This is a genomic window from Pseudomonas sp. R4-39-08 (assembly GCF_003852275.1).
In the GTDB taxonomy this organism is placed as follows: Bacteria; Pseudomonadota; Gammaproteobacteria; order Pseudomonadales; family Pseudomonadaceae; genus Aquipseudomonas.
In genome coordinates this window covers 892,640-910,044 of the sequence record NZ_CP027733.1, presented here as the reverse complement: position 1 = coordinate 910,044, position 17,405 = coordinate 892,640, and the positions used below count along the sequence as shown (strand labels likewise).

General features: G+C 63.2%; 10 protein-coding genes. 4 read left to right on the top strand and 6 right to left on the bottom strand.

Annotation, left to right across the window (positions count from 1 at the left end; genetic code table 11):
- The first annotated feature begins 20 nt into the window (after positions 1-20).
- Positions 21-2,306, top strand: a complete 2,286-nt coding sequence (locus C4J88_RS03940; RefSeq protein ID WP_124406268.1) for a TonB-dependent siderophore receptor — start codon at positions 21-23, stop codon at positions 2,304-2,306.
- A gap of 135 nt (positions 2,307-2,441) precedes the next feature.
- The gene (locus C4J88_RS03935) at positions 2,442-4,979 is read left to right on the top strand and encodes a sulfite reductase flavoprotein subunit alpha (protein ID WP_124406267.1); all 2,538 of its coding nucleotides are present in this window, start codon (positions 2,442-2,444) and stop codon (positions 4,977-4,979) included.
- A 180-nt stretch (positions 4,980-5,159) separates the two neighbouring features.
- Here the strand turns inward: C4J88_RS03935 and C4J88_RS03930 are convergent, their stop codons facing one another.
- The 4 genes from C4J88_RS03930 to ptsP all read right to left on the bottom strand — a co-directional run bounded on the left by C4J88_RS03930 (position 5,160) and on the right by ptsP (position 12,898).
- Complete coding sequence (locus tag C4J88_RS03930; RefSeq protein WP_124406266.1) at positions 5,160-6,701, bottom strand: alkaline phosphatase; 1,542 nt, start codon at positions 6,699-6,701, stop codon at positions 5,160-5,162.
- A gap of 705 nt (positions 6,702-7,406) precedes the next feature.
- Positions 7,407-9,107 carry a PTS fructose-like transporter subunit IIB gene (locus C4J88_RS03925; RefSeq protein ID WP_124365799.1) on the bottom strand — a complete coding sequence of 567 codons (1,701 nt, stop codon included), beginning with the start codon at positions 9,105-9,107 and terminating at the stop codon, positions 7,407-7,409.
- 11 nt (positions 9,108-9,118) lie between these two features.
- Positions 9,119-10,039 carry a 1-phosphofructokinase gene (gene pfkB, locus C4J88_RS03920; RefSeq protein ID WP_124406265.1) on the bottom strand — a complete coding sequence of 307 codons (921 nt, stop codon included), beginning with the start codon at positions 10,037-10,039 and terminating at the stop codon, positions 9,119-9,121.
- Positions 10,040-12,898 (bottom strand): phosphoenolpyruvate--protein phosphotransferase, encoded by a 2,859-nt coding sequence (ptsP, locus tag C4J88_RS03915; RefSeq protein ID WP_124406264.1) that lies wholly within the window; start codon positions 12,896-12,898, stop codon positions 10,040-10,042. It abuts the gene before it with no gap.
- 294 nt (positions 12,899-13,192) lie between these two features.
- Between ptsP and cra the strand changes: the two genes are divergently transcribed.
- Together cra and C4J88_RS03905 are read left to right on the top strand one after the other, a co-directional pair.
- Positions 13,193-14,188, top strand: coding sequence for a catabolite repressor/activator (gene cra, locus C4J88_RS03910; RefSeq protein WP_124361254.1), 996 nt, complete (start codon positions 13,193-13,195; stop codon positions 14,186-14,188).
- A gap of 2 nt (positions 14,189-14,190) precedes the next feature.
- Positions 14,191-14,967 carry a TatD family hydrolase gene (locus tag C4J88_RS03905; protein ID WP_124406263.1) on the top strand — a complete coding sequence of 259 codons (777 nt, stop codon included), beginning with the start codon at positions 14,191-14,193 and terminating at the stop codon, positions 14,965-14,967.
- On the opposite strand, the gene C4J88_RS03900 is transcribed toward C4J88_RS03905, so the two are convergent.
- Complete coding sequence (locus C4J88_RS03900) at positions 14,914-15,270, bottom strand: hypothetical protein (RefSeq protein WP_124406262.1); 357 nt, start codon at positions 15,268-15,270, stop codon at positions 14,914-14,916. The two genes, C4J88_RS03905 and C4J88_RS03900, sit on opposite strands and share 54 nt — an antisense overlap.
- A gap of 35 nt (positions 15,271-15,305) precedes the next feature.
- Entirely contained in the window at positions 15,306-17,336 is a 2,031-nt protein-coding gene (locus C4J88_RS03895) for a methyl-accepting chemotaxis protein (protein WP_124406261.1), read from the bottom strand.
- Positions 17,337-17,405: the final 69 nt, after the last annotated feature.

Genomic DNA, 17,405 nt, shown 5'->3' with positions numbered 1-17,405 from the left:
CCTTGGGGAAAGGACACGTCATGTCGCGCATCACACCAACAACCACCGCCAGTTCACCACGCATGCTGGCTTCGGCCATCGGCGTAGCCCTCAGCGCCAGCTCAGCCGCCCACTTGGCGCAGGCGGCGGAGAACACCGAACAACAAGGCGAGCGCAACCCTATCTCCCTCGGCGCCACCAACATTACCGGTCAGGAGCAGGTCACTCCTTCCTATCAGGTAGAAAAAGCCGCTTCGCAGAAATACACCGCACCGCTGGTAGACACACCACGCTCGGTCACCGTGGTCCCGCAGCAAGTGCTCAAAGACACTGCCGCCACCTCGCTGCAGGATGCACTGCGCACCGTACCGGGGATTACTTTCGGTGCAGGTGAAGGCGGCAACCCCCAGGGCGACCGTCCGTTCATCCGTGGTTTCGACGCCCAAGGCGACACCTACCTGGACGGCGTGCGCGATACCGGCGGCCAGAGCCGGGAGATCTTCGACATTGAATCGATCGAAGTCAGCAAGGGCCCGAACTCGTCCTTCGGCGGCCGCGGCTCAGCCGGAGGCAGCCTCAACCTGGTGAGCAAAACCCCACAAGCGCGGGACTTCACCAACGGCGGCTTTACCTACGGCTCCGACCAGACCCGCCGCTACGTGCTCGACGTGAACCGCCAGTTCCTCGACGACAGCGCGGCATTTCGCCTGAACCTGATGAGCCACGAACAAAACGTGGCCGGTCGCGACGCGATCAATTACGACCGGTGGGGTGTGGCGCCGTCGCTGACCTTTGGCCTGGGCACACCGACCCGCGTCAACCTCAGCTACTACCACATGGAAAGCGACGACCTGCCGGATTCAGGAATGCCGTATGGCTACGGCTCGTCGACCGCCACCGCCCACGGGCATGACAAACCCGACGACGGCGGCGACAGCAACAATTTCTATGGCTTGAAGAGCCGCGACTTTCGCAAGACCCGCGCCGACATCAGCACGTTCTCCATCGAGCATGACCTGAACGACAACATGACGCTGAAGAACACCCTGCGCCACGGCAGCACCGGCCAGGACTATGTGCTCACCCAGCCGGATGACAGCAAGCTCAACGTCAACAAGTTCGGCACTGTGTGGCGTCGTGCCAACAGCCGCGTCTCGACCACCACCACGACCACCAACCAGACCGACCTGTTCGGCAGCTTCCAGGCGCTGGGCTTCAAGAACACCTACTCCACCGGCCTGGAATTCACCGGTGAAGAAACCCGTGTCAGCGGCTACACCGTCAGCCCCAACGCCAACCCGGTGTGCACCGTGGCCAAGGGCAGCCTGGGCGGCCAGTGCACCTCGCTGAGCAACCCGAACCCGGACGATGCCTGGAACGGCAGCGTCGCGCGCAACTACAACGGCACCAACACCAAGGCCACCAGCCGCGCCGCCTATGTGTTCGATACCATTGAACTGGACCCGAAATGGCTGCTGAACGTGGGCCTGCGCTACGACACCTTCGACACCGAAGCCAACACCAACGCCACCACCGGGCGCAGCAAAATCAAGGATGACAGCCAGTTTTTCAACTGGCAGGCGGGCCTGGTGTGGAAGCCGCTGGACAATGGCAGTATCTACGCTTCCTACGCGACGTCGGCCACTCCGGCCGGTGGCCTGGTGGGTGAAGGCGCCGATGGCAACCCGCTGTCAGCCGGTGCCGCCATCAGCGACCTGCAGCCGGAAGAGACGGTCAACTACGAGCTGGGCACCAAGTGGGACCTGTTCCACGACCGCCTGTCCCTGACCGCTGCCGTGTTCCGTACCGAGAAGAAAAACACCCGCGTGCTGGTTGATGCGCTCACCTACGAGAACGCCGGCGAATCACGGGTCGACGGCGTCGAGTTGTCCGCCAGCGGCAAGCTGACCGAGCACTGGCAAGTGTTCGCCGGGTACACCTACCTGGACAGCGAACTGGTCAAGTCCGGCCTCAACGGGCGTAACGGCGTGGTGAGCGCCGGTTCCAATACTGGCAACCAGATGCCCAACACGCCGAAGAACTCGTTCAGTCTGTGGACCACCTACGACATCACGCCAAAGCTGACCATCGGCGGCGGCGCCTTCTATGTCGACGAGGTTTACGGCGATGCGGGCAACACGGTGTACGTGCCGTCTTACACCCGCTACGACGCCATGGCCAGCTACAAGCTGACTAAAAACGTCGACCTGCAATTGAACGTGCAGAACCTGACCGACAAAACCTACTACGACAAAGCTTACGCCTCGCACTTCGCCAACCAGGCGGCCGGTCGGACGGCGTTGCTGACCACCAGCTTCCACTTCTAAGCGCAAGCGCGCCACGACTTGAGCCCCACGCATCGGATGCGTGGGGCTTTTGCATGCTAAACAGAATATTTCTCGATAAGCCACGGCATAATGCGCGCCGTGGCATTCATAACCAGTTGAGCGAGGCGGTCCGACGTGTTGAAGAAAACCCTGTTCCAGTTGCACTGGTTCTTCGGCATCACTGCCGGGCTGGTGCTGGCCTTGATGGGGATCACCGGGGCGGCGTACTCCTTCCAGGATGAAATACTGCGGGCGCTGAACCCGCACGTCTTGCATGTCGAAAAACGCGAAGCAGGGGTGCTGCCGCCCGCCGAACTGGTGCGCAAACTGGAAGCCACCGAAGGCAACACCGTGGCGATGCTGTGGGTGGAACGCGACAGCGGCAACGCCGGGCGCGTGTCCTTCACCCCGCCGCCGGGCGAGCGCCGGGGCCCGCTACGCTACTTCGACCCGTATACCGGCGACTACCTGGGCGACGCCGTCGGCCAGGATGTATTCGGCTTTATCCTGCAGTTGCACCGCTTCCTGGCGATAGGCGACACCGGGCGCACGATCACTGGCGCCTGCACCCTGATCCTGCTGTTCTTCTGCCTCTCCGGCCTGTACCTGCGCTGGCCGCGCCAGGTAAAGAACTGGCGCGTGTGGTTGACCCTGGACTGGCGTAAAAAGGGCCGCAGTTTCAATTGGGACCTGCACTCGGTGTTCGGCACTTGGTGCCTGCTGTTTTATCTGCTGGCGGCACTGACCGGGCTGTATTGGTCGTACGACTGGTACAACCGTGGCGTGACCCAACTGCTGTCCGATGCGCCGCAGAACGAGCGCACGCTCAAGCGCGGCCCGCCGCCGGCAGGCCCTGCGCCCGTGGCCAACTACGTGACCAACTATGAGGCCATCTGGAGCAGCATCTACAGCAACGCGGGGCCTGGCTTGAGCGCCTACAACATCCGTATGCCGGCCGTCGCCGGGCAACCGGCCACCGTGTATTACCTGCTGGAAGACTCACCCCATGACCGTGCACTGAACCAGATCAACCTCGACCCGGCCACCGGCGAGGTCAAATCCCATGAGCGCTACGCCAGCAAAAGCTATAAGTCGCAGTTATTGACCAGCGTCTATGCCCTGCACACCGGCAGCTATTGGGGGCTGGCAGGACGGATCGTGCTCACCCTGAGCGCGTTGTGCATGCCGCTGTTCTTCATTACCGGCTGGTTGCTGTACCTCGACCGGCGCCGCAAAAAACGCCAGGTAAGGGACGCACGCAAGGGTCTTGACGCCCACTCCAGCGATGCCCCGGCCTGGTTGATCGGCTTTGCCAGCCAGAGCGGTTTCGCCGAACAATTGGCCTGGCAGACGGCCGGGCAATTGCAGGCGGCAGGTCTGCCGGTGAAGGTGCAGCCCTTGGGCACGCTTAGCCAGCACGACCTGAGCCAGTCGGAAAATGCCTTGTTCGTGGTCAGCACGTTCGGCGACGGCGAAGCCCCCGACAGCGCCCGTGGCTTCGAACGCAGCGTGCTCGGCCAGGACGTGTCCCTCAAGGGCTTGAACTACTCGGTACTGGCCCTGGGTGACCGGCAATATGAACACTTCTGCGGCTTTGCCCGGCGCCTGCATTTCTGGCTGACCCATCAGGGCGGCAACCCGCTGTTTGCGCCGGTGGAAGTCGACAGCGGCGATACCGAGGCCTTGCTGACCTGGCAACAGCAGCTCGGCCAGCTCACCGGCCACACGCCGGCAGCGGCCTGGCAGACCGCCCAGTTCGAACACTGGACCCTGCGCCAACGCACCCTGCTCAACCCTGGCAGCGTCGGCGCGCCCGTGTACCTGCTGGGCCTCACACCGCCCTCGCCCCTCAGTTGGCAGGCCGGTGACCTGGTGGAAATCCTGCCGCGCAATAGCCCGCGAGCCGTCGAGCACTTCCTGGAAGGGCTGGGGCTGGCCGGCAGCGACGGCGTGTTGATTGAAGGCCTGGCGCAAACGCTCAACCAGGCCCTGGCCACGCGCCAATTGCCGGACAACCGCACCCACCTAGTCGGCCTACATGCCCAGGCACTGGTCGATGCGCTGATACCGCTGGGCCTGCGTGAATATTCGATCGCCTCGATTGCCAGCGACGGTGTGCTGGAGCTGATCGTGCGCCAGGAACGCCACCCGGACGGCAGCCTGGGCCTGGGTTCCGGCTGGCTGACTGAACACGCCGCCATCGGCGCGGGCATCAGCCTGCGCCTGCGCCGCAACAGCGGTTTCCATCTGCCCGAAGCAGCGGTGCCGCTGATCCTGCTGGGCAACGGCACGGGCCTGGCCGGCTTGCGCAGCTTGCTCAAGGCGCGCATCGCCGACGGTCAGCAGCGTAACTGGCTGCTGTTCGGCGAGCGCCACATCGCCCACGACTACCTGTGCCAGGCAGAACTGCAAGGCTGGCTGGCCAGTGGTGATCTGGCCCTGCTGGACCTGGCGTTCTCGCGGGACCAGGAGGAGAAAATCTACGTGCAGGACCGCCTGCGTGAATCGGCGGACGTGTTGCGCAAATGGCTGGCCGATGGCGCAGCGATTTATGTGTGCGGCAGCTTGCAGGGGATGGCGACGGGGGTGGATCAGGCGCTGGTGGATATCCTCGGCAGTGAAACAGTGGAGCGCTTGATCGAGCAAGGCCGCTATCGCCGGGATGTGTACTGATCCCTAACAGACACTGAAGATCAAATGTGGGAGGGGGAAGGCTTTTTGTAGGAGCGAGCTTGCTCGCGAAAAACTCACAGGCACCGTGTTCATTCAGAAAACACGCGTTATCGTTGACGTTTTTCGCGAGCAAGCTCGCTCCTACAGATTGGCATTAGGGCAAGCCCCCTCCCACAGTTTTCAGACGGGTTGCAGTTTTTGCTCGAACACCGAGACTCCGTCCAAGTCCCGGAGGATCACCGTCAACTCCGCCGTCTGCCCATCAATCTGCACCTCGCCAAAAAACTGAAACCCGGCAAACGGCGAAGTGTTTTGCGCAGGCGGTGCCTTCTCGAACACCACCTCTGGCCCAAAGGTCTTGTCCAACGGATTCGGCCCGAAGCTGCCTGCATTCAACGGCCCTGCGACGAACTCCCAGAACGGTTCGAAATCCTGGAACGCCGCCCGATCCGGGTGGTAGTGATGCGCGGCGCAATAGTGCACATCAGCGGTCAGCCACACGTGGTTGCGCACCTGGTGTGCGCGCAGGAATCCCAGCAGCTCGGCAATTTCCAGCTCACGCCCCTGGGCCGCGCCGGGATCACCGTTGGCGATCGCTTCCCAGCGCGGCACGCCAGGGCTGACTTCACCATCCGGCACACCGAGGCCGATGGGCATGTCAGCCGCGACCACTTTCCACTGCGCCTGGGAGGCCTTGAGTTCGCGCTTGAGCCAGTCCAACTGTTCGCGCCCCAGGAAGGGTTTTGCGCCGCCCAGGTTGTCGTCGTTGGGGCCGCGATAGCTGCGCATGTCCAGCACGAACACATCCAGCAGCGGCCCATAGCTGAGCTTGCGATAAATCCGCCCGCCGCCGTCGGCGCTTTGCCGGCGCATGGGTGAATATTCCAGCCAGGCCTGGCGCGCACGGCCGACCAGGGTATTGATGTCGCGGGTCTGGTAGCGCTCGTCCAACTGTTTGCTCGATGACCAGTTGTTGATCACCTCGTGGTCGTCCCACTGCCAGATCTGCGGCACCTCGGCATTGAAGCGCCGCACGTTTTCATCCAGCAGGTTGTAGCGGTAATTGCCGCGATATTCCTCGAGGGTTTCGGCGACTTTGCTCTTGGCTTCGGTGGTGATATTGCGCCAGATACGCCCGCCCTCAGTGGCCAGTTGCGCCGGCACCGGGCCGTCGGCGTAGATGGTGTCGCCGCTGTGGATAAAGAAATCCGGCAGGCGCAGGCGCATGGCTTCGTAGATGCGCATGCCGCCGATGTCCGGGTTGATACCGAAACCCTGGCCGACGGTGTCGCCGCTCCACACAAAGCGGATGTCGCGACGCTGTTGCGGCACGCTGCGCAAGTGGCCGAACCACGGCTCGCTGGCGATGCCGGTCTGGGCGTCTTCGAAATGCACGCGGTAGAAAATCGCCTGGTCGGCGGGCAGCCCGGTGAGTTCAACGCGGGCCGTAAAATCGCTGCGGTTATCGGCCAGGGGCGAGACGAACCGGCGTGGGTTGCTGAACACACTGCGGGTGTCCCACTCCACCACCATCCGCGCCGGGCGGTCGCTGCGGCTCCAGATCATCGCGCGGTCGCCCAGCAGGTCGCCGGACTGCACGCCATCGGTGAGCAGCGGACGGTCCTTTACCGACGCAATCACCGCCGGCGCCAGTCCCGGCAACAACAGGCCGGCGCCGACAGCTTGCATCACGCGGCGACGGCCGAGATCGAAGTGGCTCATGCAGTGCCCTCTTGAGTATCAAAAGGCCAACTTAAGCATGATGGGATGAAGCAGATATGACACCGCCCTCACAGACACTGAAGATCCAAATGTGGGAGGGGGCTTGCTCCCGATGGCGGCCTGACAGCCGACCGAGATGCTGGATCAGGGCGAGTACATATCCGTTGCTGCGGTAACGGCGGCTTAGGGTTCCGCCCTTACGGCGTCTCACTTTTGAAAAGCGCAAAAGTAAGCAAAACGCTCTTGCCCCACCACTCGGCACCTCGCCTAGGCTCGGTGTGCCCGTAATCCGACATTGATTTGGGGGGCCGCCGCCACGCGCCATCCATGGCGCGGGGCGGCTAAACCGGCATCCCTGCCGGTTTACCCCCCAAATCACTATCGGATTACGGCCAGCGTGGTTTAACGGGGCGCCTAGATCAAGAGCAAGATCAAGAGCGGCTCGCTTCGCATCGTGGTTACCGTGGCGGCTACAAAGTTGTGTAGATACCTATGGCTATCGGGGGCAAGCCCTAATGCCAGTCAGTTAAGCGTACACCGCCGTCTGTAGGAGCGAGCTTGCTCGCGAAAAACGTCAACGATAACGCGTGCTTTCTGAATGAACGCGGTGCCTGTGAGTTTTTCGCGAGCAAGGGCTAGCCGCCCGCCTCGTTCCTACAAAAAGCCTTAACTGACTGGCATTAGGGCTTGCCCCCTCCCACATTTTTAGCCCGCCGCCAACTCCGCCGCTTCCGGCCGCTTGATCAGCGCATACACCAACCCGGTCAGCACACTGCCGGCCACAATCGCCAGCAGGTACAGCAGCGCATGATTCATCGCGTTCGGAATCACCAGCACAAACAAGCCGCCGTGGGGCGCGGCCAGTTTGCACCCGAAGTACATCGACAGCGCCCCCGTCAGCGCGCCGCCGGCAATGCTGGCCGGGATCACCCGCAACGGGTCTTTGGCCGCAAACGGGATGGCCCCTTCGGAGATAAAACACAGGCCGAGAATCATCGCAGCCTTGCCGGCTTCGCGTTCGGTCTGGGCGAACTTGCGCCGGGCCAGGAAGGTGGCGATGCCCATGCCAATCGGTGGCACCATGCCGGCCGCCATGGTCGCGGCCATCGGCGCGCCGCTCGACGCCGCCAGCAGGCCGACGGAAAACGCATACGCCGCCTTGTTGATCGGCCCGCCCAGATCCACACACATCATGCCGCCCAACAGGATGCCCAACAGCACCGCGTTGGTGGTGCCCATGGTGCTGAGAAAATCCGTCAGCCCGGTCAGCAAGCGTGCCACCGGAGGGCCGACCAGATAGATCATCGCAAGGCCGGTGAACAAACTTGCCAGCAACGGGATGATCAGAATCGGCTTGAGGGCCTCCAGGCTTTGCGGCAAGCGCACCGCGCGTGAGATCAGCTTGACGCTGTAGCCGGCGAGGAAACCGGCGAAGATCCCGCCAATGAAACCAGCGCCCAGGGTGCCCGCGAGCAACCCGCCGATCATGCCCGGCGCCAGGCCGGGGCGATCGGCGATCGAGTAGGCGATGTAGCCCGCCAGCAACGGCACCATCAGCATGAATGCCTGGTCGCCGACGGTTTTCAGCGCCGCCGCCAGGGTGCCCTTCTCCTCAAAGGCATGAATGCCGAACACGAAGGACAAGGCGATCAACAGGCCGCCCGCCACCACCATCGGCAACATGAACGACACCCCGGTGAGCAGGTGTTTGTACACGCCGGTTTTTTCCGACTTGGCCACCGCACCGCTGGCCGCGCTTTCCACCGCGCCCTCGGCCAGCGCCTTGTTGAGCGTGGCTTCCGATTGCTTGAGGGCAATGCCGGTGCCACAGCGGTAGATCTTCTTGCCGGCGAAGCGCTCGGTGGCGACTTCGATATCCGCCGCCAGCAGCACCACGTCGGCGTTGGCGATGGCCTCAGGCGTCAATGGCGTGCGCGCACCGACCGAGCCCTGGGTCTCGACCTGCAAGTCGTAGCCCAGGCGCTTGGCGGTCTGCTGCAAGGCCTCGGCGGCCATGAACGTATGGGCCACGCCGGTGGGGCAAGCGGTAATCGCGACAATGCGCGGGACATTCCCGACCGGCGCCTCGGTCGCCACATACACCTGCGCCTCCTCTGCGCCCCGGCGCAGCACCGCGTCGACATCCGCCAACGCCTGGGCCGGCGTGCTCTGGAACACGCGCTTGCCGACAAAACGGTGCATATCCACCGGCGTGCTGCTGACCAGCAACACCCATTCGGCGTCATCAAGGGTCGCCTGGGACAGCTGGCTGTCCGGGCGTTGCACGTCCACCACTTCGACACTGGTGCTCCAGCCCTGGCGCTGTGCGGCGGCGTCCAGCAAACGAGCGCACAGCACACTGGTAACCATGCCGTTCGGGCAGGCGGTAACAATGGCTAACTTCATCACAAACCCTCTTATTGTTCTGTCAGCGCGTGTACATCGACACCGCTTTCAAGGCGCGCCAACTGCGCGTCATCGCTGATGCCGAAACCGATTTGCGTCACCGCCATCGCGGCAATCGCCGTGGCGCGGCGCAGGGTCTGCTCAGGCGCTTCGTCGCGCAGCAGGCCGTGGAGCATGCCGGCCAGCAGCGAATCGCCGGCGCCTACGGTGCTGGCAACCGTCACCTTGGGCGGCGTGGCCTGCAGGGTCGCGCCCGCGCTGTACCAGTTCACGCCGGCAGCACCGTCCGAGACCACCACATGCTCGACGCCCTGTTGATGCAGCTGGCTGATGGCATCGGTGGCGTTGTCCAGCGCTTCGGCGAGCTCTTCAGTATTGGGTTTGACCAACCACGGGCCTGCCTTCAACCCGGCGCGCAAGGCTTCGCCGCTGGTGTCCAGGGCTACTTTCAAACCGAGGTTTTTCAATTGCTCGATCAGTGCCTGAAACCATTGCGGGCTCACGCCACGCGGCAAGCTGCCGGCGACCACCACCGCGTCGAATTCGGGGCCGACCATCGCGATCATCTTGAGCAGCTCTTTTTGCGCCTGCTCGCTCACCAACGGTCCCGGTGCGTTGATGTCGGTCACCCGGCCGTCGTGCTCGGCAATCTTGATGTTGCTGCGGGTTTCGCCCGGCACGCGGATGAACGAATCGCCAAACCCACGGCTGGCGATCAGAGCTTCGAAAGCTTGGGGGTTATCCGCGCCGAGAAAGCCGCCCACACTGACCTCGTGGCCGAGGTCCGCCAGCACCTGCGCCACGTTCACGCCTTTGCCGGCGGCATGGGTGAGCAGGGTTTCACTGCGGTTGACTGCGCCGGGCGCCAGGTGCGCCAAGCGCACCGTCAGGTCCAACGCCGGGTTCAGCGTCAGGGTCAGAATCTTTGCCATCTACACGGCCTCCACAAGGGCACGCACTTCGGCGGGCGAACCCACCGCCAGTGCTTTTTGCGCCAGGCCCTGGGCCTCGCTCAAGCTGAATTCGCGCACGCGCGCCTTTACTTCGGGAATGCTGCGCGCCGACACGCTCAACTCATCCACCCCCAAGCCGACCAACACCGGCACCGCCAGCGGGTCGGCCGCCAACTCGCCGCACACGCCGACCCATTTGCCATGGGCATGGGCGGCGCGCACGGTGATGTCGATCAATTGCAGGACGGCCGGATGCAGGCCGTCGGCCTGGGCCGACAAGGTCGGGTGGCCACGGTCGATGGCCAGGGTGTATTGGGTCAGGTCGTTGGTGCCGACGCTGAAAAAGTCGACTTCCTTGGCGAGTACCGGTGCCAGCAGCGCGGCCGAAGGGACTTCGATCATGATCCCCAGTTGCAGGTCGGCCACCGGGATTTCCAGGCGCAGGCGCTCGGTCATATCCCGGGCGGCGCGCCATTCATCCACGCTGCCGACCATGGGAAACATGATGCGCAACGGCCGGTTGTCCGCCGAGCGTAACAACGCACGCAATTGCGCTTCCATGATCTGCGGGCGCTGCAAGGTCAAGCGAATACCGCGCACACCGAGGAAGGGATTTTCTTCTTCGGCAATCGGCCAGTACGGCAGCGGTTTATCGCCGCCCACGTCGAGGGTGCGCACCACCAGCGGACGCCCGTCGAGGCCGTCGAGCACGCGACGGTATTCGGCTTCCTGGGTGGCCTCGTCCGGCGCTTGCGGGTGGGCCATGAAAATCAGTTCAGTGCGCAACAGCCCGATGCCCTCGGCGCCCTGTTCCACCGCAGCGGCAACCCCGGCGCTTTCGCCGATATTGGCGAACACTTCCACCGCGTGGCCGTCGCGGGTCAGCGCCGGTTCATGGCGTTGCGCCGAGGCGGCTTGCAGGCGTTGTTCGCGGGTGTCGCGCTCGACCGTCGCGCGCTGCAGGGTGGCGATGTCGGGGTCGACGTGCAGGCGGCCGCGCTGGCCGTCGAGCAATAAAGGCGTGCCGGCGTTGAGCAGCAACACCGCCGCCCCGGCGCCGACCAGCGCAGGAATGCCCAGGGCACGGGCGACGATGGCGCTGTGGGCCGTGGCGCCACCACGGGCCGTGAGGATGCCGGCAACACGGGCCGGGTCCAGGCGCGCGACGTCCGAAGGGCCGACTTCGTCCATTACCAGGATGTAGGGCTCATTAGGTTCCTGAGCGGTGTCGACGCCGCACAGTTGCGCCAATACGCGGCGACCGATATCGCGCAGGTCAGCGGCGCGTTCGGCGAGCAAGGCGTCCTGCAACGATTCCTGCTGCTTGGCGGCGGCTTCAATCACGCTCATCCACGCGGCTTCGGCGCTTTCGCCTTGCTTGAGACGGGTGTCGACTTCGTCGGTGAGTTCCGGGTCGTCGAGCATTTCCTGGTGGGTGATGAAAATCTCGCGGATGGCCTTGGATTGGCTGCGTTCGATCAGGCCCTCAATATCTCGACGCACCTCACTCAGCGCGGTGTGCAGACGCTGGCGTTCAACGGCGCAGGTCTCACCGCGCAACGGGTAGTCGAACACCTGTTGCACCTGGATATGCGCGGGGCCGATGGCGATACCGGGCGCGGCGGCAATTGCCTGGATCTGGCTGCCGGGCAGCGGCGCGCTGATGACCGGTTCGATGTCGACGGTGACGGGCTGGGCGCTGACCGTCGGCAACGGCTCGACTTCTTCGCCCAGGCCTTCTTCAATGGCAGCCAACAGCGCCGGCAGCGCATCGCCCGCGATCGTCGGCTCGGCGACAAATTCCAGCACCTGGCCACGCCGCGCGCCGAGGCTCAGCAACTTGCTCAGGCTTTTGACTGATACGGCGCCGACCGGGCCGTCGACAATGCGCACGCGGATATCGCCGTCAAACTGCTTGGCCAGTTGCGCCAGGATCTTCGCCGGACGCGCGTGCAGGCCGTGGGCGTTGGCCAGGGTGACGCGGGCGCTGGGCCAGTCGGGCGGCAGTTCGCCGCCCAGCACTTCAAGCACGGCACGACTGCTGGTGGCGCGGCCCAATTCCTGGCCGCGTCCTTCGATCAGCAAGGCGCACAGGCGCTCGAGCAGCGCCTGATGCGCTTCGCCCAGGCTGGCCAGGCAGAACAGGCCATTAAGCGGCTGGCCCAGGTAGCGCATGGGTTTATCCGGCGTGACGAATGCCAGGCCCGGGCGCTTGACCGTCTGTTCGCTGTGCAGCCACCACAGGCCATCCCCCAGGGGCAGCGCATCGACTTGCTGCAACACGGCGGCAAAGCCGTTGCTCACGCAATCGGCCTGGCGCAACAGGCGCGCGCCGCGCCACACCAATTCCTCGAAATCATCGGCCGATACGCCCAGGCTGATCATCTGTGCATCCAGCGCCAGTTCCTGCGGCGCGCCTTGCAACAATTTCAGCAAGGCCTCGGCGGAACCGGCACGGCGCAGTGCCTGGCCGAGGTCGGTTTCACCCAGGGCGCGGGTCAGCAGTTGCAGCAGGCGCAGGTGTTCATCGGATTTGGCGGCGATGCCGATGGCCAAATAGACGACCTGGCCATCGCCCCAGTCCACGCCTTCGGGAAACTGCAACAGGCGCACGCCGGTGGAAAACACCTGATCGCGAGTTTCCGGGGTGCCGTGGGGAATGGCAATGCCTTGGCCGAGAAAGGTCGAGCCTTGGGCTTCACGGGCTTGTAAGCCGCTGAGATAACCTTCGGCGACCAGGCCATCGGCCACCAGTTTTTCAGCGAGCAGGTGCAAGGCAGCAGATTTATCCACCGCCACCTGGCCCATGGATATCTGCTCTACAGTGAGCTCGAGCATGCCGTTCTCCTAGTTAGTGCGAGGTGCGCACTAGGTATTGTTTTGAATAAATCAGCTTAGCGGTGTTCAGAAACAACTGACTGAGCAGTCAATTGGCAGTAGCTACTCAGTGGCGAACATCGTAAAAATACGCTTGCTGAAACGTTTAATCTAGAATTTATGGCAGATTACGCGTTAATTGCGCAAGCTTGAAGGGCCACTCGGCGCCTGCTGTGGCACATTGGCCACAGGCTGGAATCGGTTAGGATTGAACAAAATGTCGGGGCACGCTCTAAAAAACAAGGAAATCCCGGTTTGAAACTCAGTGATATCGCACGTCTGGCCGGTGTGTCCGTGACCACCGCCAGCTATGTCATCAATGGCAAGGCCGAACAACAGCGCATCAGTCACGCGACTGTCGAGCGAGTGCGGGCCGTGGTCCAGGCCCATGGTTTTACGCCTAACCCACAAGCCGCCGGATTACGCAGCCGGCACACACGCACCTTGGGCTTTATCCTGCCGGATCTGGAAAACCCCAGTTACGCACGCATTGCCAAGTTGCTTGAACAGGGGGCGCGGGCGCGCGGCTATCAATTGCTGATCGCCAGCTCCGATGACGAGGCCGACAGCGAGCGCCAACTGCTGCAACTGTTCCGCGCGCGGCGTTGCGATGCGTTGTTCGTCGCCAGCTGCTTGCCGGCCAGCGATGACAGCTATCGCGAGCTGCAGGCCAAAGGCTTGCCGGTGATCGCCATCGACCGGGTCATGGAGCCCAGCGAGTTCTGCTCGGTGGTCAGCGATGACCGCCAAGCCTGCCAGCAACTCACCAGCAGCCTGCTGCAACCGTTGCCCAAGCAAATCGCGCTGATCGGCGCGCGCCCGGAGCTGAGCATCAGCCAGGAACGCGCCGCGGGTTTTCGTGAAGCCCTGCACGGTTTTACTGGTGAGGTGATCATCGAACAGGGCGAAGCCTTCAGCCGAGACTGCGGGCGACAGCTGATGGAGCAATTACTGCAACGCCTGGGGCACTTGCCTGACGCCCTGGTGACCACGTCCTACGTACTGCTGCAAGGCGTGTTCGATGCACTGCACGACGTGCCACTCAAGTCACGGCCACTGCGCCTGGGCACCTTTGGCGATACTCAGTTGCTGGACTTCCTGCCGCTGCCGGTCAACGCCATGGCCCAGCAGCATCAACTGATCGCCGACACCGCCCTGCGCCTGGCGCTGGCCGCCATTGAAGAAGAACACTACCAGCCCGGCGTGCACGGGATCAGCCGCACCTTCAAGCAGCGCATTCACGAGGCCTGAGCGTGGAGCTGATCGACACCCACACCCACCTGGACTTTGCGGACTTCGATGGCGATCGCCACGAAGTCCTCGCCCGCAGCCGCGATCAGGGTGTGAGGCGCATGGTGCTGCTAGGTGTTTATCAGAAAAATTGGCAAAGGTTGTGGGATCTGGTGCTGGAGGATGAAGGCTTGTTCGCCGCCTTCGGCCTGCACCCGGTGTATCTCGATGAGCATCGCCCCGCCGACCTGTTGGAGTTGGGCGACTGGCTGACGCGACTGCAGGGCCATCGCCAGCTATGCGCCGTGGGTGAAATCGGCCTGGATTACTTTCTGGAGCACTTGGACCGCGAGCGCCAGCAAGCGCTGTTTGAGGCCCAGCTGCAACTGGCGGTGGACGTTCAACTGCCGGCCTTGCTGCATGTACGCCGCAGTCACGCGGCAGTGATCGCCACGCTCAAGCGCATCCGCCTACCGCGTGGCGGCATCATTCATGCGTTCGCCGGCAGCCAGGAAGAAGCCCGCGAGTACATCAAGCTCGGCTTCAAGCTCGGCTTGGGCGGCGCCGCCACCTGGCCGCAGGCCCTGCGCATGCACAAGGTGCTGGCCCAATTGCCCCTGGAAGCCGTGGTGCTGGAGACCGACGCCCCGGATATGGCCCCGGCCATGTACCCGGGCCAGCGCAACAGCCCCGCGCACTTGCCGGCTATCTGCCACGCCCTGGCCGAACGGATGGGTATCAGCGCTTCACGGCTGGCTGAGGCGAGCACACGCAACGCGCGCGAAGTGTTCAATTGGTAGCGGGCTGACGGCTTGCAGGTTCAAGGTCATCCTTTGTCGAGGACGGGCGTAGCGCAGCACCAGGCAATGGATCAACAGCGTCGTCAGGGAAATATTGAACTGCCCGATCACCGTGAGTAACCCCAGCCATTCAGCAAACAGTGCCGCCAGCAAGGTCACGCATGTCAGCATGATCATGCTCGGCCGCACCCGCGCCCATTGGTCCAGGGCGCGGAATTGGCGCAGCTGTTTCTGGCAACACAGCTGCAGGCACGCGTGGCAATACGTACAGATAAAGGGTTCGTCGATGGCAATGGCGTTCAGTCACGCCAGACAGCATCAAATCCGAACGAAAATTCCTACACGCGAAACGCGCCAATCAATTGCTTCAATTGCGTCACCTGCAGCGACAACTCGCGGCTGGCCGCTTCGGTCTGGTCGGCACCCTGCGCCGCGTGTTCGCCCGCACGATGAATGGCGACGATATTCTGGTCGATCTCATGGGCGACGGCCGTTTGCTGCTCCACGGCGGCGGCGATCTGCTGGTTTTGATCGACGATCATTCCTACCGCACCAAGGATGTTTTCCAAAGCCTGCTGGACTTTTTCCGACTGCCCCACCGTGCCACTGGCTGTGTCATGGCTGGCGCCCATGGCCTTGACCGCTGCGCCGACGCCGCTGTGCAGGCGCCCGATCATCTGCTCGATTTCTTCGGTGGACTGCTGGGTACGCCGAGCCAGCGTGCGCACCTCATCGGCCACCACCGCAAAACCACGCCCCTGCTCACCCGCGCGCGCGGCCTCGATAGCCGCGTTGAGCGCCAGCAAGTTGGTTTGCGCGGCGATGCTTTTGATGACTTCCAGGACGCTGCTGATGGCCTGGCTGTCGGCCGCCAACTGGTTGATCACCCGCACCGACTCATCAATCTCCGTGGCCAGGCGCGCGATGCTGCCTTGCTGGGACTGCACCAGCCCACGGCCGCTGACGGTTTCATCGTTGACACTGCGGGCGCTACCGACGGCGGCTGCGGCGCTGCGCGCGACCTCCTGCGCGGTGGATGACATCTGGTTCATCGCGGTTGCCACTTGCTCGATCTGGCTGCGCTGGCCGGCCACTGCCTGGTTGCTCTGCGCCGACACCGTTTGTACCTGCCCGGCTTGCAGCTCGACCTGGGCGACCGTGTGCCCGACGCGTTCGATCAAGTCGTGGATCTTGGCCACGGTGCCATTGAATACCTGGCCCAGGTCCCCCAGCTCATCGCGACTGTCGGCAACGAAGGTGACTGTCATATCGCCCGCCGCCACCTTGTCCATCATCGCCCCGAGGCTGCGCAAGGTCATGCGTGTGGACGCATAGAAGCCCGCGTATAAATAGAAAATCAGCGCAAACACCGCCGCCAGCGCCGTGACCAGCAGCAGCATGTGCACGCGCTTTTGTGCCAGGCGTTGCTCCAATTGCTGCTTGAGGAATGCCAGGGTGGCGTCATCCAGTTGATAGGTCTTGGCCATCAGTTGGCTGACGCCGTCGTAAAAGCCCTGCCACGGTGTGTCGAGGGTTTCAGCCACCACCACTTGTTCTTCGAACAACTCCGCACCCTGCTTGAGGCTGGCCCGGCTGGCTTGCGCCGCAGTATCGAGTGCTGCCTGCGCGGCATGACTGGCGCCAAGCGCATCCTGCAGCTTCAAGGCATATTCGCCCTGGAGTTTTTCCAGCTGCTGCAGCAGTTCGTCGAAGCGTGTGCTGGAGGATGAATTGATAAAACCCTGGCCGAGGGAATACGCGCCCATCGCCCGGCCCTCCCCCAGCAGCTGAGTGACTTGTGGAGTGACGGCGGTGATCAGGTCGCTGAGCTGGCGCAGATCGCTCTGGGGATCACGGCTCAAGCCGGATTGACTGGCAATGATCTGGCTGAGTATCTGGGCCTGGTTGAGCAATTTGCCGATCAACGCACTTTTGTTGAGCAGTGAGGTTTCCTGTTGCTGAGCCTTGAACGCGGCAATCAGTTCGTCACGCTTGGTGTCGAAGGCCGCAATCTGCTCAGGCTGGGTAGCCATCGCGCTGAGCCCCTGCACACGGCTGAGTACGCTCTGCTCCACGGCAGCGATCCTGGCTTCAAGGTCGCCGGCCTTGCCGGACTGGCCGAGGGTCGTATTAATCTGCACCTGGTTATTGAGCGCCTCCAGCTCGCGACGCACTATCAGGCTGCTGCCGAGCAGATCAAGGCTTTGCAGTTCGATGCGGGTGCCCTGGAATTCAGCCCAGGCGTCACGCACCAGAAAGTAATTGGTCGCCAGCATCGGCAGCAGGAACAGCACGCTGATCAGACTGAATTTCATGCCGAAACTCAGGCGATTCATCAACGCGACGGCGGGATAGAGCAAGCGCTTCACGGGTGATCCCCCTTTCTTTTATTTTTATTGAGGCGCAGGGCGGCGGCAGATAGCCACTATTTGGCGCTC